The organism is uncultured Parvibaculum sp., from assembly GCF_963975745.1.
GTDB lineage: Bacteria > Pseudomonadota > Alphaproteobacteria > Parvibaculales > Parvibaculaceae > Parvibaculum.
On record NZ_CAXBIB010000011.1, the window covers coordinates 107,939 to 127,398 of the forward strand.

The following is a 19,460-nucleotide window of genomic DNA, read 5'->3' on the forward strand; positions in this document are numbered from 1 at the left end:
GCGCCTCCCTGCCCGGGGTCAACCGCCAAACCCGCGCCCCTTTGACACGCTTGCCCGCCCCTCCCATTATGCCCGCCACGCCGCAAGAAAATGACCTGAGGAGCTCGCCCATGAGCCTGTCCAACGCCGCCGTTCGCGACATCGAGACGGTGATCCATCCCTACACCAATCTCGACCAGTTCCGTTCCACCGGGCCGATGATCCTCGAACGCGGCGAAGGCGTCTATGTCTGGGACAATGAGGGCAACAAGTATATCGAGGGGCTGGCCGGCCTCTGGTGCACCTCGCTCGGCTACAACGAGCAGGAGCTGATCGACGCGGCCACCGAACAGATGCGCCAGATCCCCTTCACCCATGTCTTCGGCGGCAAGAGCCATGAACGCGCGGCCGAGCTTGCCGAACGCCTGAAGGCGATCGCGCCGCATGCGGCGTCCAAGGTTCTCTTCTGCGGCTCGGGCTCGGAAGCGAACGATCAGCAGGTCAAGCTGGTCTGGTACTACAACAATGCGCTCGGGCGCCCGAAGAAGAAGAAATTCATCTCGCGCATCCGCGGCTATCACGGCGTCACGGTGGCGTCGGCCTCGCTGACCGGCCTGCCCGCCAATCACCGCGATTTCGATCTGCCGATCGCCGGCGTGCTGCACACCGACTGCCCGCATTACTACCGCTATGCCGAGCCCGGCGAAACCGAAGACGAGTTCACGACGCGGCTGGCGAAAAACCTCGAGGACATGATCATCCGCGAAGACCCGGAGACTGTCGCCGCCTTCATCGCCGAGCCGATCATGGGTGCCGGCGGCGTCGTCATTCCGCCGGCCGGCTATTTCGAGAAGATCCAGGCGGTGCTGAAGAAATACGACATCTATTTCATCGCCGATGAAGTCATCTGCGGTTTCGGCCGCACCGGCAACATGTTCGGGTCGGAGACCTTCGGCATGAAGCCGGACTCGATCTCGGTCGCCAAGGCGCTGTCGTCGGCCTATTTCCCGATCGCCGCCGTGACGGTGGGCGAGGAGATGTATCAGGCGATGATCGACGAGAGCAAAAAGATCGGCACCTTCGGTCACGGTTTCACCTATACCGCACACCCCGTGGGCGCGGCGGTCGCGGCGAAGACGCTCGAGATCTACGAGAAGCGCAACATTGTCGGCCATGTGCGCGAGGTCGCGCCGCGTTTTGCCGCGCATATCGCGCGGCTCGCCGATCATCCGCTGGTCGGCCATGCCCGTTCGTCGGGCCTGATCGGCGCGCTGGAACTGGTCGCCGACAAGGCGTCGAAAAAGAGCTTCGATCCGGCCCTCGGCATCGGCGCCGCCGTCATCGCCGCCGCGCAGAAGCACGGCCTCATCGTGCGGCCGCTGGCCGGCGACATCGTCGCCTTCTGCCCGCCGCTGATCGTCACCGCCGAACAGATCGACGCGATCTTTGCCGCCATCGAAAAGGCGCTCGACGATGTGGAGGCGCGGGTCGGCAAGGAAGGCCTGCGCGCCGCCTGATGCCCGAGCTTCGCTATCAACTGACCTTCGAAGGCAAGGTCGCGCCCGAGGACGAGATGGGCAATCGCCTGACCATCGAGGCGATGGCGCCGATCCCGGCTGGCGTCGACCCCGTGCTGCGCCAGAACGGCGCGACGGCCTCGCTCGAAGCTGTGGTCGAGGCCGACGAATATGGCGGCTTCACCGAAAGCGGCGAAATCCGCTTCGGCGCCGGCACGATCCGCTATTCGACGCGCGGCGAAGGTTTCATCGAGGACAGTGTCGAACCCGACATCCAGCAAGGCTGCGTCATCCGCCAGATCGACGGCGGCAGCGGCATCTTCGAAGACGCCACCGGCTATATCGTCTCGACATTCACGGTCGATGAAGATGCGAATTTCCGCGACAGCCAGAGCGCGGTGATCTTCACGGGGTGAGTGTTCTCGCTGTCTTTCGCTTGTTTCCCACCCTCCCAATTCGTCCTTGCCGGGCTTGACCCACTGCTATCCGGTCAAGCGGGGTCAGTTGCAGGAATGCTGCATTTTTCACAACCCAAAGCCGTCATGGCCCGATTTATTCGGGCCATCCAGGTCTTGGCGTCATGGAAAGGCTGAAAAGAGAAAGACGTGGACGGCCCGGACAAGCCGGGCCGTGACGAAAAGGGGAACGGCGAGGAGAAACGCTATCCCCTCAGACGTGCTGGCCGCCATTGATCTGGATCTCGGCGCCGTTGACATAGCTCGACTGATCCGTGCACAGAAAATAGATTGTGCGCGCCACTTCCTCCGGCGTGCCGAGACGCTGCATCGGGATTTCGGCGACGATCTTGTCCGTTCCCGGCGAGAGGATCGCCGTGTCGATCTCGCCGGGCGAGATCGCGTTGACGCGGACGCCGCGGCGGCCGAATTCCGAGGCCATTTCGCGCGTCAGCGCGGCCAGCGCCGCCTTCGATGTCGCATAGGCGCTCCCGGCAAAGGGATGGACGCGCTCGCCGGCGATCGAGGTCACATTGACGACCGAGCCCTGGGCGGCCTTCAGCTCCTCCACCAGCCCGCGCGCCAGCATGACCGGCGCGAAGAAATTGACCTGGAAGACCTGGTACCAGGTGTCGACGCCTGTATCGAAGACGCCGAGCCGCGAGCCGCCCTGCCCCTTGGGAGAGATCGCGGCATTGTTGACCAGCGCGTTGAGGCGGCCGCCCTGATCCTTCAGGCGCTCGCGCATTTCGGCGATGGCGGCCTCGGTATTCTTCACATCGGCCAGATCGACCTGGATATGATCCTCCGGCCCGGCCTCCCAGGGACAGTCCTCCGGGAAGGGATGGCGCGAACAGGTGATGACGCGCCAGCCGGCGCTTGAAAAGCGTTTCACCGTCGCATGGCCGATGCCGCGACTGGCGCCGGTCAGGATCAGCGTCCGGCGATCTGCATTGTTGATCTGTGTCATGCGCGCAATCTAGAGGAAGGCCCGGGCCCGCGCCAGTGTGGCGGCCATGTCGCCCGAGGCATCGACCTTCGTCCAGGTCATCGGTCCGAGATCGTAGCCGAGCTGCCGTTTCAGCACCGCGACGCCGGCATCCGAGGGATCGCGCCCCTCGCTTTCGCGTGCCGCGACCCGGGCCTCGAGAATGGCGGGCGGCGCGTCGAGCCAGAGCCCGTCAAAGGCCACATTGAGGCCCGTCGCCAGTTCGGCGGCGGCAAGGCGCTCCTCGGACCGCGCGAAGACCGCATCGAGGATCACCGCCTGCCCGGCCGCGAGCGCGATCCGCGCCAGCCGCAGGGCTTCGTCATAGACCCGTTCGCCGACGCCCGGCGCATAGGCCGCATCGGGCAGGCGGTCGAGCGCGCCGACGCCGAACAGGCGCTTGCGGATGATGTCGGTGCGCAGGTGAACCGCGCCCGTCGCGCCGCCCAGCACCGGGGCCAGCCGCCTTGCCAGCGTCGATTTGCCGGTGCCCGACAGGCCGCCCACCGCGACGAGGCGCGGGCGCAACGGCGTCAGCACTTCGCCGGCAAAGTCGAGATAGGCCCGGGCCGTGTCGCGTGCCGGATCGGGCTTTTCCGCATCGCGGGCCTTCGCCGCCGTCACCTTGGCGCGCACGATGGCCCGCGTCGCGACGAAAAGCGGCAGCAGCGCCAGGCCTTCCAGCGACGTGACGATGTCGGCCGCGTCCATGTGATCGAGCCAGACATTGAGGGCGCGGTTGGCATGGGGGCCGAGGCGGCTGTCGGTCCGTGCGCGGAAGGCCAGATCCATCAGCAGGAAGGCCAGATCGTAAAGAACGTCGATCCGCGCGATGCGGTCGTCGAACTCGATGCAGTCGAAGATGACCGGGCGGCCGTCGATTTCGGTCACGTTGCCGAGATGGAGATCGCCATGGCAATGGCGCACCCAGCCGGCATCGCGCCGCGCGTCGAGCAGCGCGCGGTGGCGTTCGACAAGCTCGCGGCAGGCCCGGTCGGCCGTCTCAGCCTGCGCGGCGTCGAAAACCGGCCCGATATCGGGTGCCATGTCGGCCGCATTGCCCTCGACGATCTGCAGGAACATCGCGGCACCGCCGAAGTCGCGGCGGATTTCGGCGCCGGCGTGAAAGCCCGCGATATCTTCGGCCAGCGCCTCGATCAGTGGCAGCGTCAGACGGCCCTTATCGGCCATGGTCGCCAGCAGGCCGTCGGCGGCAAAGCGTTTCATCTCGACCAGCCAGTCGGCGACCTCGCCCTGATCGCCGCCGAGGCGGAACCCCGCCGCGACGCGGCGCACCGGCACGACGCCGAGATAGATTTCCGGCGCGGTGCGGCGGTTGAGCGTCACTTCGCTCTCGCAGGCCGCGCGGCGCCTTTCGCTGTCGGAAAAATCCAGAAAGGTGAAGCGCACCGGCTTTTTCAGCTTGAAGGCATGCGTGCCCGCCAGGAACACATGCGAGATATGCGTCTCGATATGGGTGACCGGCGTTCCGGATGGCAGGCCGTAGCTCTCGGGCTGCGAAAGAAATGCGATCAGCGTCCTGTCGGTGCAGTCGGTCAAGACGTCCGCCTCAGACCCGTTCGAGGCGGGTCAGCGTTTCGAGACCGGCCGGATCCTGGTGGACGATCACCTCCGAGCCCGGGAAGGCCGCCATTACCTCGGTCTCGACCTCGTCGGCGATACGATGCGCCTCGACCAGCGTCATCGCGCCGTCCATTTCGAGATGGAACTGGATGAAGATATGGACGCCCGAGGCGCGGGTGCGCAGATCATGCAGATTGATGACTTCGGGATGTGCCAGCGCGATCGTCTTGATGCGTTCGCGTTCCTCTTCGGAGAGCTCGCGATCCATCAGCTGGTCAAGCGCCGCCATCACGATCTTGGCTGCGCTCCAGGCGATCAGCGCCGCGATCAGGATGCCGAAAAGCGGGTCGGCGCGATGCAGGCCGAAGACGCCGGAAAGCAGCAACGCGGCAATCACCGACAGGTTCATGTAGAGGTCGCCGCGATAATGGATCGAGTCCGCTTCGATGGCGAGCGACTGCGTCGTGGCGACGACGTGACGCTGATAGGCGACCAGGCCCAGCGTGATCACGATCGCCGCGATGGTGACCGCGATGCCGACACCCGACTGTGCAATCGGCTCCGGATTGAGCAGCCGCATGACCGCCGCGAAAGTGATGTAGCCGGCCGAGGCGAAAATGAAGAAGGACTGTCCGAGGCCCGCCAGCGCTTCCGCCTTGCCGTGACCGAAACGATGTTCGTTGTCGGCCGGCGTCAGCGCATGCCGCACGGCAAAAAGGTTCAGAAGCGAGGCCGCACCGTCGAGCAGCGAGTCGAACAGCGTGCCCAGCATCGCGATCGAGCCGGTCATCCAGAAGGCGACCGTCTTGATCGCGACCAGGATGACCGCGACAGCGACCGCCGCATAGGTCGCGCGGCGCATCAGCCGTCCGTTATGGGCGGCCGAACCGGGGATAAGTTTTTTTGTCGTGCCGTCCGCGTTCATCCGGGAGTGCCGTTCGATCCTATTTGTGACAGTTGCGTGACAGAGGGGGGGTAGTCAGGGAAAAAGCCGTGTCGTGCGCCATACCGCGCCGTCGGTTTCGCGCTCAAAAACCAGCCGGTCATGCAGGCGAAATGGCCGGTCGCGCCAGAATTCGATCCGTACCGGGACGATCCTGAATCCCGACCAGTGCGGCGGCCGCGGCACCTTGCCGAGGCCGAATTTCATTGCATATTTCGCAACCTCGCGTTCGAGTTCGAAACGACCTTCGAGCGGCCGCGACTGCCGCGATGCCCAGGCGCCGATCTGGCTGTCGCGCGCGCGCGAGGCGAAATAGGCATCGGCCTCCGCGTCGCTGACCGCAAACACCTGCCCGCGCACGCGTATTTGGCGCCGCAGGCTCTTCCAGTGGAAACAGAGCGCCGCCTGCGCATTTTCGGCAAGTTCGCGGCCCTTGTCGCTTTCGAGATTGGTGTAGAAGACAAAGCCGCGCGCGTCCACATCCTTCAGCAGCACCATGCGCACATCGGGCAGGCCCGTGCGATCGGCGGTCGCCAGCGCAACCGCGTTTGCGTCTTCCGGTTCCTTCGCGTGGGCCATTTCCATCCATTCGCGGAACAGCGCGATGGGGTCCTCAGACGTGAACACTTCGGTCTCGTCGGACGGTGTTGCCGTATCGTTCATTGCCGTGTCCCGTTTCGGTGCCAACCCTCAAGAACAGCCGATTTCACACCATACCAACGACGTCGATGCTCTAATCTCGCCACAATCGCTGTCCTATATAGCGCAGTTCTTATATGGTTTCGGAAAGGGATTTATCTGCCCCATCCGGAAATATCGAGGCATGTTCGCAAACAAGAGGATCGAGCCATGAATCTCGTCAAAGGAATTGCCATTGGCGCTGTCGCGCTGGCGCTTGCCGCCTGCGACCAAAGCGCCTATGGCGGCAGCGGAATCAACAAACAGACGATCGGCACGGTCGGTGGCGCCGTTGCCGGCGGCCTTCTCGGATCGCAGGTCGGCGGCGGCACGGGCCGGCTCTGGGCCACAGGCGCCGGCGTGCTCCTTGGTGCCTTGCTGGGCAGCGAGATCGGCAAGTCGCTCGACCGGGCCGATCAGGCCTATATGGGGCAGACGACCTACAATGCGCTTGAATCGGGCCAACCCACTCGCTGGCAAAATCCGGATTCAGGCCACTACGGAACGGTGACGCCGTCGTCGGCCTATCAGACGGGCGGCCAGACCTGCCGCGAATACACGCAGACGATCTATGTCGATGGCAGAAGCGAAACCGCGCGCGGCATCGCCTGCCGTCAGCCCGACGGTTCCTGGCAGATTCGGAGCTGAGCGATCTGTGGGCAGGCCGTATTTCAAACTGCATCGGCCTGCCCGCTGCCTTTTCGGCTTTGCCCTGGGCGTGGCGCTGGCCTGGCCGGTGGGCGCAATGGCGCAGGGTCCAGGTACCACAGTACGCGACCGGATCGAGCAGAGCGGCACAGCGCCGAGGTCCCAGCACGACAAATTCAGCGAAGGCGTTGCCGCCTATGACGCCGGCGAATACCGCAAGGCCTTCGACATCTGGTTGCCGCTTGCGCAGCAGGACGATCTCGCCGCGATGCGCAATGTCGCCCTGCTGTTGCGGCAGGGCCTCGGCGTCGAACGCGACCCGGCGCGTGCACTCTATTTCTATGAACGGTCCGGGCGCGCCGGGCTGGTGGCCTCTCAGGTCAATTCGGCATTCATGTATCTTGATGGCGACGGCATTCCTCAGGACTATCGCAAGGCCTCGTTCTGGTTTCATGCCGCTGCCATGGCCGGTGTTCCAGTCGCCCGCTACAATCTCGGCGTGATGTATGAACGCGGGCTCGGTGTCGCCGAGGACCCGGCTCGTGCGCTGGCCTGGTATACGCTGGCGGCGCGTGCCGGACATGCACAGGCCCTTGACCGTCTTGCGGTGCTGGTGCCGCATCTGCCCGGTCCGCCGCCCCCCAGCGCGGCCGATGCGGCGCTTGCCGTGACAGCGCCCGCCCCGCCCCCGGCCGAGCTCGATCGCCTCGACAACAGCACCGATCCTTAACCAATTCGTATTGTGGCGGCCGTTATTCTGCGGGTTTCATCTCTATGGAGAACCGGACGCCGTGCGCGATCCTTACGAAATTCTGGGACTCGCGCGCGACGCGGGAAATGCCGAGGTCAAGGCGGCCTATCGCCGACTCGCCAAGCGGCTGCATCCCGACGCCCAGAGCGAGGGCAATGCAGCACGCCAGCAGGCGCGTTTCCAGGAGGTGACGGCCGCCTATAATCAGATCAAGGATGAAGCCGCACGGAAGCGTTTCGACGCCGAATGGCGGACGGCGGCCGAAGCGGCGCGAGCGCCCGCCTTCGAGGAAACCCTGCAGCGCGGCGCCGCTGAACATCCGGCATCCGAAGATGTTTTTTCCGAACTTTTCGAGGGCCTTCGCAGTGCCGGCAAGCGTGCCTTCCGCGCCCGCGGCGACGACCAGGCCTACCGTCTGACGGTCAGTTTTCTCGAAGCCGCCAATGGTGCACGCAAGCGCGTCCGCCTTGCCGGTGACAAGATGCTCGATGTCAGCGTTCCCGCCGGAATCGAAAATGGTCAGCAGATCAGGCTTCGCGGACAAGGGGGCAACGGTCATGGCGGCGCTCCCGCCGGCGACGCCCTCGTCGCGATCACGGTGGCCCCGCATCCCCATTTCCGGCGCGCAGGGCACGACATTCACCTCACCCTGCCTGTCAGCCTTGCGGAAGCTGTGCTTGGCGCGCGGGTCGACGTCCCGACCGTCTCGGGCCCGGTATCGCTTTCGGTTCCACCGGGATCGAACACCGGTACATGCCTACGCCTCAAGGGACGCGGAATCGCCGCCGAAGGCAGCCCGCCCGGCGATCAGTATGTAACGCTCTCGCTTGTTCTGCCCGAAACACCCGACGCGGCATTGCAGGACTTTGCCGCAGCCTGGACCGAGGGTGCTAAGTATAATCCGCGCAAGGGCTTTTCCGATTCCCATGACGACATGAATCGACATGAATCGTGAACTGTCCGGAGGGCCGGAATCCGGGCCTTTTTTGTTCGACCGCTATAGGCTTTTGTGTAGGATGCGCGACAATTTTCGGCCAGAAAAGAATACGGGGATGCAATGAACGAAGCCACCGGCACCGCAAGTGCTGCCTTGAAAGGCAACCTGATGGCGGGCAAACGCGGCCTCGTGATGGGTGTCGCCAACAACCGTTCGATCGCCTGGGGCATCGCCAAGGCCTGCGCCGATCAGGGTGCGGAGCTTGCCTTCACCTATCAGGGCGAGGCGTTGCAGAAGCGGGTCCTGCCGCTGGCCGAATCGGTCGGATCGAACCTCGTCATGCCCTGCGACGTCACCGATGCAGCCAGCATGGACGCCGTTTTCGAGCGCCTGTCGAAGGAATGGGGGAAGCTCGATTTCCTCGTCCACGCCATCGCCTATGCCAACAAGGACGAGCTTGACGGGCGCTATGTCGACACCTCGCTCGAGAACTTCACCGCGAGTCTTGCCATCTCCTGCTATTCGTTCACGGCGCTGTGCCGCCGCGCCGAGCCGCTGATGACCGATGGCGGCTCGCTGGTCACGCTGACCTATTACGGTTCGGAAAAGGTCATTCCGCACTACAATGTGATGGGTGTCGCCAAGGCGGCGCTGGAAGCCAGCGTGCGCTACCTCGCAGTCGATCTCGGGCGCAACAATATCCGTGTCAATGCCATCTCGGCCGGGCCGATCAAGACGCTGGCCGCCTCGGGCATCGGCGACTTCCGATATATTCTCAAGTGGAACGAGCTCAACGCGCCGATGAAGCGGACGGTGACGATCGAGGAGGTCGGCAAGACCGGCCTCTATCTTCTTTCCGATCTGGGCTCGGGTGTGACCGGCGAAGTGCATCATGTCGACGCGGGCTACCATGTCATTGGCATGAAAGCCGAGGATGCGCCTGATATGAGCATCGTCTGAACTTCTCCTGTATGGTTTGCGTCGGAGGCTCGTCCGGATCCACCGGCCAAGTTTCCCAACATTTGCAAGGATGCCCAGTCGAGGGCCGCGCTTCGGAGCCATGTCGCACAATACGTTTGGCCATCTCTTCCGCGTGACGACCTGGGGCGAAAGCCACGGGCCGGCACTTGGCTGCGTGGTCGACGGCACGCCGCCACGCCTTGCATTGAAGGCCGAGGACATACAGCACTGGCTCGACCGCCGTCGACCCGGTCAGTCCCGCTTCACGACGCAACGGCGCGAGCCGGACGCGGTCAGGATCATGTCCGGGACACTCGTCGAAGACGGTGTCGAACTGACGACCGGCACGCCCATCTCGCTGCTGATCGAGAATGTCGATCAGCGCTCGAAGGACTATGGCGACATTGCCGCGAAGTTCCGGCCCGGCCATGCCGATTTCACCTACCTGTCGAAATACGGCATCCGCGACTATCGTGGCGGTGGCCGCTCGTCGGCACGCGAAACCGCAGCACGCGTAGCAGCCGGCGCGATTGCACGCGCCGTCCTGCCGGGGGTGTCGATCCGTGGCGCGCTCGTCCAGATGGGCCCGCACAAGATCGATCGTGACAATTGGGATTGGAACGAAACGGAGCAAAATCCCTTCTGGTGCCCGGATGCGCGCGCAGCGGTGCAGTGGGAGGACTACCTCGATGGAGTCCGCAAGCGCGGCTCGTCCTGCGGCGCCGTGATCGAAATCGTCGCCTCTGGCGCTCCGGTCGGACTCGGTGCGCCGATCTACGGCAAGCTCGATGCCGAACTCGCGGCCGCGATGATGAGCATCAATGCAGTCAAAGGTGTCGAAATCGGTGACGGCTTTGCTTCCGCCGCCCTTTCGGGCGAGGAAAACGCCGACGAGATGCGCGCAGGCAACAACGGACCGCTTTTCACGTCCAATCACGCCGGCGGCATTCTTGGCGGCATTTCGACCGGACAGGACATCGCGGTCCGCTTTGCGGTGAAACCGACTTCCTCGATCCTCAGTCCGCGCAAGACGGTCACGTCCGGCGGCGAGGATACCGAGGTCGTCACCAAGGGCCGCCATGACCCCTGCGTCGGCATACGTGCCGTGCCGGTCGGCGAAGCCATGATGGCTTGCGTTCTGGCGGATCACTGGCTCCGGCACAGGGGGCAATCCGGTGAGTGATGCGCAGCCTTCCGTTGCCTCCCCGCCGGCGGTGCTGACCGTCAACTATGCCAAGGAGAAGGGCGAAGGCATTGTCTATGGCGGCATTCTGATCGCCGGCGTTCTGATCCTTCATGCGATCACGCGTGCACCAACGGTGGCGACCATCGGTGCATTGGTTGTGCTTTATGGCGCGCTCTATCACTGGCCCTTTGTCCGGCGCGACCGCCGTGCGATGGAAATATCGCCGGGCGGTCTCGTCATCGACCGGCTGGGGCGGCTGCCATGGAACGCCATTGCCGGCGCCGATGTCGTCGACCGCTATCTGCGGGCGATCCGCAATGCCGAATTGCAGATCGAACTGCGGCGCCCGCTTGAATCGGCAATCGAGAATCCGGCACAAGTACATCCGTTGCGTCGTCTGATGTATCGCTGCTGGCGCTCGACCGGACCGCAACAGATCACGGTCAAGCTCAATACGCTCGACACGGCGCCGGAACTGATCCGCGCGGTTATCCTGCAATATGTCGGTCGAGCCGCCTGATCCCGGATCAGGCGGGCTTTGTGAACCACATCACCTTCGACAGGAAGGCCGGCGACGTGCCCGCATATTCGAGCCCGGCGGCAGCAAAGAGTCGGGCCAGATCTTCCTTGAGATAGGAATTGAAATAGGGCTCGTGAAAACCGATCGGGAAGAACTCGAGGAGTCCGTCGAAACCGGACCGGTCACCGGTCTGAAGGGCGTCGACAAGGATCAATGTTCCACCCGGTTTCAGCACTCGTGCCATTTCGCCTGCGACCACCTTGCGAATTTTCGGCGGCAGCTCATGGTAAAGATATACGCAGCTCACGACATCCTGTGACGCATCGTCGGCGGGCAGACGTTCCGCATTCGCTTCGAGCAGCGCCACATTACGGCGGCGTGCCAACCGCGTCCGCGCCTCGGCGATATAGGGCGGCGACAAGTCGATGCCGGTTATGTTCAGACGCGGATAATTCTCGGCCACCATTCCCAGAAAGCGCCCGGTACCGCAGGCGACATCAAGCAGATGGAAACTGCGCTGGTCGCGGCCTTGCAGAGCCCTTGCCAGCGGTACCAATGCCTGGCGGCGCATGACGTCGGCGGTTCCCGTGAAAAGAACCTCGACCTGCGTATCGTAGAGACGCGCCGATTTGTCGGAGAGCCAGCCGTCCGTCTGGTAGTGGAAGTTCTGCAGATAGTAGCGCGGGAATCTGCGCTTCCGTTCCGGCGTCATCACTTCGGAATGGCGCCGCGCAAGGCGGCGTTCATCGACCGCACGGGCGTCGCGAAAGAATGCCATGCTGCGCTCGAAAGCCGATGCGGGATCGGCCGGCAGATCGGCTGGCGGGAGATAGATTCCGGCCTCGATATTGGCCCAGTCCCGCTCGAAAAGTTCGCGCATCGCGGCGATCAGGTCCTGCCAGCCGGGGCGCGAACCCTTCTTCGTTGCAGGTTCCTCGCCGGGCGGGTTCAGGGGACCGTGCATCCGGCGCAGCGCCAGATAGTGACCCATGAACCAGGCGACACGCGCGCCCTGTGATGCACCATATCCGAGACGTGCCAGCGGTCCTGCCATCGGCGCCCTCAATCCCTTGCGAAAATACCGACAAGTTCAATATGGGGCGACCAGAGGAACTGGTCCACAGGTGTCAGCCGCGTCAGACGATACCCGCCATCGACCAGGGTGCGGGCGTCACGGGCAAAGGTTGCCGGATTGCATGATACAGCAGCGATCCGCCGAACCCCCGATTTCGCCAGTTCGGCCGCCTGGGCAGCCGCACCGGCCCGCGGCGGGTCGAAAACGACAGCATCGAATGGCTTGAGTTCGGCAGCAAGCAACGGGCGGCGCATCAGGTCGCGGATTTCAGTGGTCACCGGTTTGAAGCGAAGCGTGGGGCCCTGTTCGCGCACAGCGCGGGCAAGGGCGGCCAGCGGGGCCGCCTCGCTTTCGACCGCGTGCACCGCCGCCTGCGGCGCCAGCGCTGCGGCGAAAGTTCCGCAGCCCGCAAAGAGATCGGCAACCCTGCCGGCCGTTCCGACGCCCTCGCGCACCAGACCCACCAGCGCGGCCTCGCCGCTCGCCGTCGGCTGCAGAAAGGCACCGGGTGGCGGCGCGACGTCCAGGCCGGACAGATCGATAACCGGCGTACGCCGCTCGGCAACGATTTCGCCATCCCAGGTGAGGCGTGCAAGATCGGCAAGCGCGGCCTGTTGCGCCAGTTCAGCGCGCAGCGGACCGTCCAGCGCCTTGCCGCCCGTCACCGCAACATCGAGGCCGGTCGCCATTGCCGTCACAAGCAATGATGCGCGGGCGCTTCGAGAGAGGCCGTGACCGACCAGCCGGCCAAGCGCCGGAAGGGCATGTTCGATCTCCGGCACGACCAGCGGACACTCCACAACGGGGACGATCGTGTGACTTGCCTTCCCGTAATAACCGAGCGTCAGCGTCTTCCGGCTGCGGGAAACGGCGAAAGTCGCGCGGCGGCGGCTTTCAGGACGTGCGACAACAAGTTGATCGATATCGGCGACTATGCCGCGCGGGCGCAGGGCTGCCTCGACCTGGGCGCGTTTCCAGGCGGCATAGGCCGGCGGCGCCATGTGCTGAAGCGCGCAACCGCCGCAGACGGTGAAGTGCCGGCAAGGCGGTTTGGCCCGATCCAATGATGGTTCAAGGACCGCAACAAGAGCCGCGCGCCCCTCGCCCTCAGGACGGATTTGCACGCGTTCCCCCGGCAGCACATAGGGCACAAAAAACGGCCCTCCCGGTGTTTCGGCGATACCGTCACCCTGTGCGCCGAGCGTGCCTATCTCGACATCGATTTCAGCGGTCATGACAGGCTGCCAGCAGGAATTCCCGGTTGCCGTCGCCACCTTCGATGGCGCTCGGCACAATCCCGATGACACGCCAGTTCATTTCCTCTTCGAGCCAGCGCGCCACCTCGTTGCAGGCCTTCTCATGCTGCGCCGCGTCGCGAACAATGCCGCCCTTGCCGACATTTTCCGGCCCGACCTCGAATTGCGGCTTGATCAATGCAACAAGGTACGCCCCGGGTTCGGCCAGCTTCAGCGCAGGCGGCAATGCCTTTGCCAGACCGATAAAACTCAGATCCGCCGTGATGAATTCGATCGGTTCGGGAACTTGTTCGCGCTTCAGGTTCTTCACATTCAATCCTTCAATGGCGCGTATGCGAGGGTTGGCCGCGATTTCGGGCGCAAGCTGGCCGTGGCCGACATCAACAGCGACCACATGCGTTGCACCGCGTTCCAGCAGCACGTGTACGAAGCCGCCGGTCGAGGCGCCGAGATCGAGGCATGTCCGACCGGAAGGGTCGAGGCCGAAACTATCGAGCGCGTGCAGCAACTTGAGGGCGCCCCGCGATACATAGGGATGTTCGGGCGCCGTGAATTCAATTTCGTCGGTTTCTTCGACGAGATCTGCCGGTTTCACCGCCAGCCTGCCGCCGACCCGGACATGACCGGCGCGGATTGCGCCTTGCGCACGGGCACGCGTCGGCGCCAGGCCCCGCTCGACCAGCACAAGATCGAGGCGGCGTTTCTCGCGCGTCATCGACACTCAGACGAGTTTCGGGAGCGGTTGCGGCGCCGCCACGCCGATATCCGCGATTTGCCGCTCAAGCCCCAGCGCCATCAGCGCGGTTTCGACGATCTGAGGCGCGTTGAGATGTGCGATATCGTACATCCTCTCCGGCTTGTCGTGATCGATGAAGATGTCCGGCAATGCCATCGGGCGTACCTTCAGCCCGCGATCGAGCGCCCCGGAACGCGCCAGAAAATCGAGTACATGGCTGCCAAAGCCGCCGACCGATCCCTCTTCGACCGTGATAAGCACTTCATGGTCGCGGGCAAGGCGGGTCACCAGTTCTTCGTCCAGAGGCTTGGCAAAGCGCGCATCCGCGACGGTGGCCGAAAGCCCCAGCGCCGCAAGCTGGTCGGCAGCCTTCAGCGCCTCCTGAAGACGCGTGCCGAACGACAGGATCGCCACTTTCGTGCCTTCGCGCAGAATCCGGCCCTTGCCGATTTCGAGCGGGGTCCCGATTTCCGGCAGATCAAGGCCGACGCCCTCGCCGCGGGGGTAGCGGAAGGCGCTCGGACGGTCGTCAATGGCAGCGGCCGTCGCCACCATATGCATCAGTTCCAGTTCGTCAGACGCTGCCATGACGACAAATCCCGGCAGGCAGGAGAGATAGGCGACATCAAAGGCGCCCGCATGTGTTGGCCCGTCGGCACCGACCAGCCCGGCGCGGTCGATGGCAAAGCGGACCGGCAGACGCTGGATCGCAACGTCATGCACGACCTGATCGTAGCCACGCTGCAGAAATGTCGAATAAATGGCCGCAAAGGGCTTGAAACCTTCGGTTGCGAGACCCGCAGCGAAAGTCACCGCATGCTGTTCGGCAATGCCGACATCGAAAGTACGCTCCGGGAAACGTCCGCCAAAGAGGTCAAGGCCGGTGCCTGACGGCATGGCCGCCGTGATCGCGACAATTTTCTCGTCGCGCGCAGCATGGGCGATCAGGCTCTGGGCGAAGACCTTGGTGTAGCTCGGGGCGTTGACCGGCGCCTTGGCCTGCGCGCCCGTAATGACGTCGAATTTCGAAACACCGTGATACTTGTCCTCGGCCGCCTCGGCCGGCGCGTAGCCCTTGCCCTTCTGCGTCACCACATGAACGAGGATCGGCCCCTCGTCGGCGTCGCGCACATTCTTCAGCACCGGCAGCAGATGGTCGAAGTTATGCCCGTCTATCGGCCCGACATAGTAGCAGCCGAGTTCCTCGAACAGAGTGCCGCCCATCGCCATGCCGCGCGCATATTCCTCGGCGCGGCGGGCACTTTCCTCCAGCCTTTTCGGCAGCAGCTTTGCGAGCTGCTTGCCCAGATGGCGCATCGAACGATAGGCCCCGCCCGACAGCAGCCGCGCCAGATAGGCGCTCATGGCACCGACCGGCGGTGCGATCGACATGTCGTTGTCGTTGAGAATGATGATCAGGCGGCTGTCCATCGAGCCGGCATTGTTCATGGCCTCATAGGCCATGCCGGCCGACATCGCGCCGTCGCCGATGACGGCGACGACATTGTTGTTGCCCTTCTTGAGGTCGCGCGCGACCGCCATGCCGAGGCCGGCCGAAATCGAGGTCGAGGAATGGGCCGCGCCGAACGGGTCGTATTCGCTTTCGGCGCGCTTGGTGAAGCCGGAGAGTCCGCCGCCCTGACGGAGCGTGCGGATGCGGTCGCGGCGGCCGGTCAGGATCTTGTGCGGATAGGCCTGATGGCCGACATCCCAGATGATGCGATCGTCGGGTGTGTTGAATACATGATGCAGCGCCACCGTCAGCTCGACCACGCCAAGGCCCGCCCCGAGATGGCCGCCGGTCACCGACACGGCATCGATCATTTCGGCGCGCAATTCGCTGGCCAGTTGCGGCAGCTCGCTTTCGGAAAAGGCGCGCAAATCCACCGGGCTGTTCACCCGGTCAAGCAATGGGGTCGCGGGTTTGCTGCTCAACACTCACCTCTGCCGGCGCAGGCGCCGTCTCGGGGGCCGGAATCCGGCCCGGGGCCGACGAAACCGGCGGCCCTCAATTGCGGCGCGTTATAACGAAATGCGCGGCCTGACGCAAAAGGTCGGCTCTTTCGTCAAACAAATCAAGATGTTGGACGGCCTGTTCGGCCAGCATGCGCGCCTGCGCGCGGGCCCGGTCCGTCCCCAGAATCGAGACAAAGGTCGCCTTGCCGGCGGCGGCATCCTTGCCGGCCCGCTTGCCCATCAGGCCGGAATCGCCTTCGGCGTCCAGCAGATCATCGGCAATCTGGTAGGCAAGGCCCAGATCATGGGCATAGGCATGCAGTGCCTGCTCGGCCTCGGCGGAGGCCCGGCCGAGTACCGCACCGGCTTCGCAGGAAAAAGAAATCAGCGCGCCGGTCTTCAGCAGTTGCAGGCGCGTGATGCCCCCAATATCGAGCGGTTTCCGCTCGCTGGCCAGATCGATCATCTGGCCGCCCACCATGCCATGCGCCCCCGCCGCCGCCGCCAGACGCCGGACCAGTTCGATACGAACGCGGGCGCGTTCATGGGTATCGGGATCGGCAACGATCTCGAAGGCCAGCGTCAGCAAGGCATCACCCGCCAGCATCGCGGTCGCCTCATCGAAGGCCTTGTGGACGGTGGGCCGGCCATGACGCAGATCATCATCGTCCATGCAGGGCAAATCGTCGTGAATCAGCGAATAGACATGGACGCATTCGGCGGCAACCGCGGCGCGCAGCGCCGATTCAGCATTCACCCCGAAGAGGCGGGCACTCTGGACCACCAGAAAGGGACGAAAACGCTTGCCGCCTTCCAGCGCCGCGTAGCGCATCGCCTCGGCAATGCGGCCTTCGGGGCCCTCGGGATGCGGCAGCAACCGGTCCAGCATCCGCTCGATGTCGCTCGCATGTTCGGCAAGCGCGGCGTCGAAGGGGGAAATGGCCACGGCTGGGCGCTCAATCGATGTCGAGGGGAGCGGTACCGGCCGGCTCGCCACTGGCCGACAGCGTGATCTTCTCGACTTTTGCCTCCGCCAGTTTCAGCCGCGCCTCGCAATGCGCCTTCAGCGCCGTGCCGCGTTCATAGAGCTCGATCGATCTTTCCAGCGGCGCCTCACCGGATTCGAGCTGACCGACGATCTTCTCGAGCTGCGCCAGCGCCTCCTCGAAGCTCATCTTCTCGATGTCCTTGTGGGCGTCGGCCTTGGCAGCGGACATGGGCATTTTCCTTTCGGATTTCAGGCGGTCAGCATCAGGGCCCGGACATGCGCGCGGCTGCTCGCGGCCAGTGCCTCCAAGTCATAACCGCCCTCAAGCGCGGAAACAACGCGGCCGCCACACAGTTCGCCGGCCAGTTTGACCAGTTCGCCGGTCACCCAGCCGAAGTCCTCGTCGGTCAGGCGCAGATTGGCCAGCGGGTCTGCCATATGCGCATCGAAACCGGCCGAAATGAAGATGAAATCGGGGCGAAAATTCGCCAGCGACGGCAGAATCGCGCCGCTGACCGCCGCGCGGAACTCATCCGAGCCGGCGCCCGGCTGCAGCGTGCGATTGTAGATGTTGCCGAGGCCATGCTCACCGGCACGGCCGGTGCCGGGATAGAGCGGCCATTGATGCGTCGAGGCATAAAAAAGCGACGGATCGGTCTCGAAGGCGGCCTGCGTGCCGTTGCCGTGATGGACGTCGAAATCGACGACGGCCACACGCGCGCAACCATGCACGGCGCGGGCATGCTGTGCGGCAATGGCGATGTTGTTGAAGAGGCAGAAGCCCATCGGTGTTTCAGGCTCTGCGTGGTGGCCGGGCGGGCGCACGGCGCAGAAGGCGTTGCGAACGCGGCCGGCCATCACCTCGTCGACGGCATGAACGGTCGCGCCGGCGGCACGGAAGGCCGCTTCGGCCGATCCCGGCGACATCGCCGTGTCGGCGTCGATGCGGCGGAAACCCTCGGCCGGCGCGCCTTTTTCGATGCGGTCGATATGCGCCTCGGGATGGACGCGGGCAATCTGCTCGCGGGTCGCACGTGGCGCCTCGTCGCGGGCCAGCAGCGCGAATTCCTCGGCCTCAAGCGCACCCAGCACCGCGCGCAGCCGATCCGCGCATTCGGGATGGCCCGGCGGCGTTTCGTGATCGAGACAGGCGGAATGGGTGACGAGAAGCGTGGTCATGTTCGGGGCCGCATTGATTTCGGCGCCAAGTCTAGCATGCGGACCGCTCAGGCCCGGCGATACCAATTGACGCCCTTGTCGTCGCGGCTGACAGTCGCAAGGCCGCGGCCGAGCAGGCAATTCAGATGGGCGAGGCTTTCGCCGGTTGCCATGAAGAAGACCTCGGGACCGATCTTGCGCTTGAAAAGGGCCGGAAAAACGTCGATGGCGCGTTTCGGTTCGTCCAGCATCGCCAGCAGCTTCTCCAGCCCCTCTTCATGGCCGTCGATCAGCTGGGTCAGGCGCGTGTGCAGCCCATAGAAGGGCTCGTTATGCGCCGGCAGCACCAGCAGGTCGCCGGGCAGGTTGCGGCGCAGGCGCTTGCAGCTCTCGATCCAGTCTTCCAGCGGATTTTCATAGGCCTCGGTCGGGTGGACGCTGACATTGGAGGAAATCCGCGGCAGCACCTGATCGCCCGAAATCAGCACCTTCGCCTCTTCGCAATAGAGGCAGACATGCTCCGGCGCATGGCCCGAGCCGACCGCGACGCGCCAGTTGCGGCCGCCGATCGTCAGTTCGTCGCCTTCGCGCAGGCGGCGGAAAATGTCGGGCATGCGCGAGACGCGCTCACCGAAACCGCCGAAACGCTTGCGATAGCTCTCGACGCCGCGCTCGCTGAAGCCAGCCGCACGGTAGAAATCAAGAGCTTCCTTCGGCGCCTCGCGGCCGGTGTCGAGCACCAGCGTCTTGCACATCAGGAAATCGGTGCGCGACATCTGCAGTTCGACGCCCCATTTGCGCGTGAACCAGCCGGCCAGACCGACATGATCGGGATGGAGATGGGTGACGATGAGGCCGGTCACCGGCTTGCCCTTGAGACCGGTCTGAAAGACCTGACGCCACAAGGACTTGACCTCGTCGGTCGCAACGCCCGTATCGACCACGGTCCAGCCGTCATCGCCCTCGATCAGCCAGAGATTGATGTGGTCGAGCTGGAACGGGAGCGGCATGCGCACCCATGAGATGCCCGGTGCCACCTCGATCATTTCGGCCGGCTGCGGCACCCTCCGGTCGAAGGGATAGCGCAGATCGGTGCTTTCGATGACGGCCTGGGAGATATCGGACATTCAAGACTTTCGAACTGG

The 19,460-nt window shown here is 64.4% G+C and carries 20 protein-coding genes; 8 read left to right on the forward strand and 12 right to left on the reverse strand.

The window, feature by feature from the left end:
• Positions 1–110 precede the first annotated feature (110 nt).
• Together AAC071_RS10595 and AAC071_RS10600 are read left to right on the forward strand one after the other, a co-directional pair.
• Entirely contained in the window at positions 111–1,496 is a 1,386-nt protein-coding gene (locus AAC071_RS10595; protein WP_339832349.1) for an aspartate aminotransferase family protein, read from the forward strand.
• Positions 1,496–1,912 carry a hypothetical protein gene (locus tag AAC071_RS10600; protein WP_339832351.1) on the forward strand — a complete coding sequence of 139 codons (417 nt, stop codon included), beginning with the start codon at positions 1,496–1,498 and terminating at the stop codon, positions 1,910–1,912. Before AAC071_RS10595 ends, AAC071_RS10600 begins: the two co-directional genes overlap by 1 nt.
• 253 nt (positions 1,913–2,165) lie before the next feature.
• Here the strand turns inward: AAC071_RS10600 and AAC071_RS10605 are convergent, their stop codons facing one another.
• From AAC071_RS10605 to pdxH, 4 genes are read right to left on the reverse strand one after another with little or no spacing between them, the layout of a single operon-like run.
• The gene (locus AAC071_RS10605) at positions 2,166–2,921 is read right to left on the reverse strand and encodes an SDR family oxidoreductase (protein WP_339832352.1); all 756 of its coding nucleotides are present in this window, start codon (positions 2,919–2,921) and stop codon (positions 2,166–2,168) included.
• A 9-nt stretch (positions 2,922–2,930) separates the two neighbouring features.
• The gene (locus AAC071_RS10610; protein ID WP_339832353.1) at positions 2,931–4,499 is read right to left on the reverse strand and encodes an AAA family ATPase; all 1,569 of its coding nucleotides are present in this window, start codon (positions 4,497–4,499) and stop codon (positions 2,931–2,933) included.
• A 10-nt stretch (positions 4,500–4,509) separates the two neighbouring features.
• Entirely contained in the window at positions 4,510–5,448 is a 939-nt protein-coding gene (locus tag AAC071_RS10615; RefSeq protein ID WP_339832355.1) for a cation diffusion facilitator family transporter, read from the reverse strand.
• 54 nt (positions 5,449–5,502) lie between these two features.
• Positions 5,503–6,129, reverse strand: coding sequence for a pyridoxamine 5'-phosphate oxidase (gene pdxH / locus AAC071_RS10620; RefSeq protein ID WP_339832356.1), 627 nt, complete (start codon positions 6,127–6,129; stop codon positions 5,503–5,505).
• Between the two features lie 186 nt (positions 6,130–6,315).
• On the opposite strand from pdxH, the gene AAC071_RS10625 reads away from it, so the two are divergent.
• The 6 genes from AAC071_RS10625 to AAC071_RS10650 all read left to right on the forward strand — a co-directional run bounded on the left by AAC071_RS10625 (position 6,316) and on the right by AAC071_RS10650 (position 11,146).
• Entirely contained in the window at positions 6,316–6,792 is a 477-nt protein-coding gene (locus AAC071_RS10625; RefSeq protein ID WP_339832358.1) for an RT0821/Lpp0805 family surface protein, read from the forward strand.
• Positions 6,793–6,889: 97 nt separating this feature from the next.
• Complete coding sequence (locus AAC071_RS10630; protein ID WP_339832360.1) at positions 6,890–7,522, forward strand: tetratricopeptide repeat protein; 633 nt, start codon at positions 6,890–6,892, stop codon at positions 7,520–7,522.
• Positions 7,523–7,583: 61 nt separating this feature from the next.
• Positions 7,584–8,498 (forward strand): DnaJ C-terminal domain-containing protein, encoded by a 915-nt coding sequence (locus AAC071_RS10635; RefSeq protein ID WP_339832361.1) that lies wholly within the window; start codon positions 7,584–7,586, stop codon positions 8,496–8,498.
• Between the two features lie 102 nt (positions 8,499–8,600).
• Positions 8,601–9,440, forward strand: a complete 840-nt coding sequence (gene fabI, locus AAC071_RS10640) for an enoyl-ACP reductase FabI (protein WP_339832362.1) — start codon at positions 8,601–8,603, stop codon at positions 9,438–9,440.
• Between the two features lie 100 nt (positions 9,441–9,540).
• Positions 9,541–10,623, forward strand: coding sequence for a chorismate synthase (gene aroC / locus AAC071_RS10645; RefSeq protein WP_339832363.1), 1,083 nt, complete (start codon positions 9,541–9,543; stop codon positions 10,621–10,623).
• Positions 10,616–11,146, forward strand: coding sequence for a hypothetical protein (locus AAC071_RS10650; RefSeq protein WP_339832365.1), 531 nt, complete (start codon positions 10,616–10,618; stop codon positions 11,144–11,146). Before aroC ends, AAC071_RS10650 begins: the two co-directional genes overlap by 8 nt.
• Positions 11,147–11,153: 7 nt before the next feature.
• Here the strand turns inward: AAC071_RS10650 and AAC071_RS10655 are convergent, their stop codons facing one another.
• From AAC071_RS10655 to AAC071_RS10690, 8 genes are all read right to left on the reverse strand, one after another.
• Positions 11,154–12,200, reverse strand: a complete 1,047-nt coding sequence (locus tag AAC071_RS10655; protein ID WP_339832366.1) for a class I SAM-dependent methyltransferase — start codon at positions 12,198–12,200, stop codon at positions 11,154–11,156.
• 8 nt (positions 12,201–12,208) lie between these two features.
• Positions 12,209–13,456 (reverse strand): TRAM domain-containing protein, encoded by a 1,248-nt coding sequence (locus AAC071_RS10660; protein WP_339832367.1) that lies wholly within the window; start codon positions 13,454–13,456, stop codon positions 12,209–12,211.
• Entirely contained in the window at positions 13,446–14,192 is a 747-nt protein-coding gene (locus AAC071_RS10665; protein WP_339832370.1) for a TlyA family RNA methyltransferase, read from the reverse strand. Before AAC071_RS10665 ends, AAC071_RS10660 begins: the two co-directional genes overlap by 11 nt.
• Positions 14,193–14,198: 6 nt before the next feature.
• Positions 14,199–16,148 (reverse strand): 1-deoxy-D-xylulose-5-phosphate synthase, encoded by a 1,950-nt coding sequence (gene dxs / locus AAC071_RS10670; protein ID WP_339832373.1) that lies wholly within the window; start codon positions 16,146–16,148, stop codon positions 14,199–14,201.
• Between the two features lie 73 nt (positions 16,149–16,221).
• Positions 16,222–17,115, reverse strand: coding sequence for a polyprenyl synthetase family protein (locus AAC071_RS10675; protein WP_339832374.1), 894 nt, complete (start codon positions 17,113–17,115; stop codon positions 16,222–16,224).
• Between the two features lie 10 nt (positions 17,116–17,125).
• The gene (locus tag AAC071_RS10680) at positions 17,126–17,386 is read right to left on the reverse strand and encodes an exodeoxyribonuclease VII small subunit (RefSeq protein WP_339832375.1); all 261 of its coding nucleotides are present in this window, start codon (positions 17,384–17,386) and stop codon (positions 17,126–17,128) included.
• 20 nt (positions 17,387–17,406) lie between these two features.
• Positions 17,407–18,336, reverse strand: coding sequence for a histone deacetylase family protein (locus AAC071_RS10685; RefSeq protein ID WP_339832376.1), 930 nt, complete (start codon positions 18,334–18,336; stop codon positions 17,407–17,409).
• Positions 18,337–18,383: 47 nt separating this feature from the next.
• A complete protein-coding gene (locus AAC071_RS10690) occupies positions 18,384–19,442 on the reverse strand; it encodes an MBL fold metallo-hydrolase (protein WP_339832378.1) in 1,059 nt (352 codons plus the stop codon).
• Positions 19,443–19,460 lie beyond the last annotated feature (18 nt).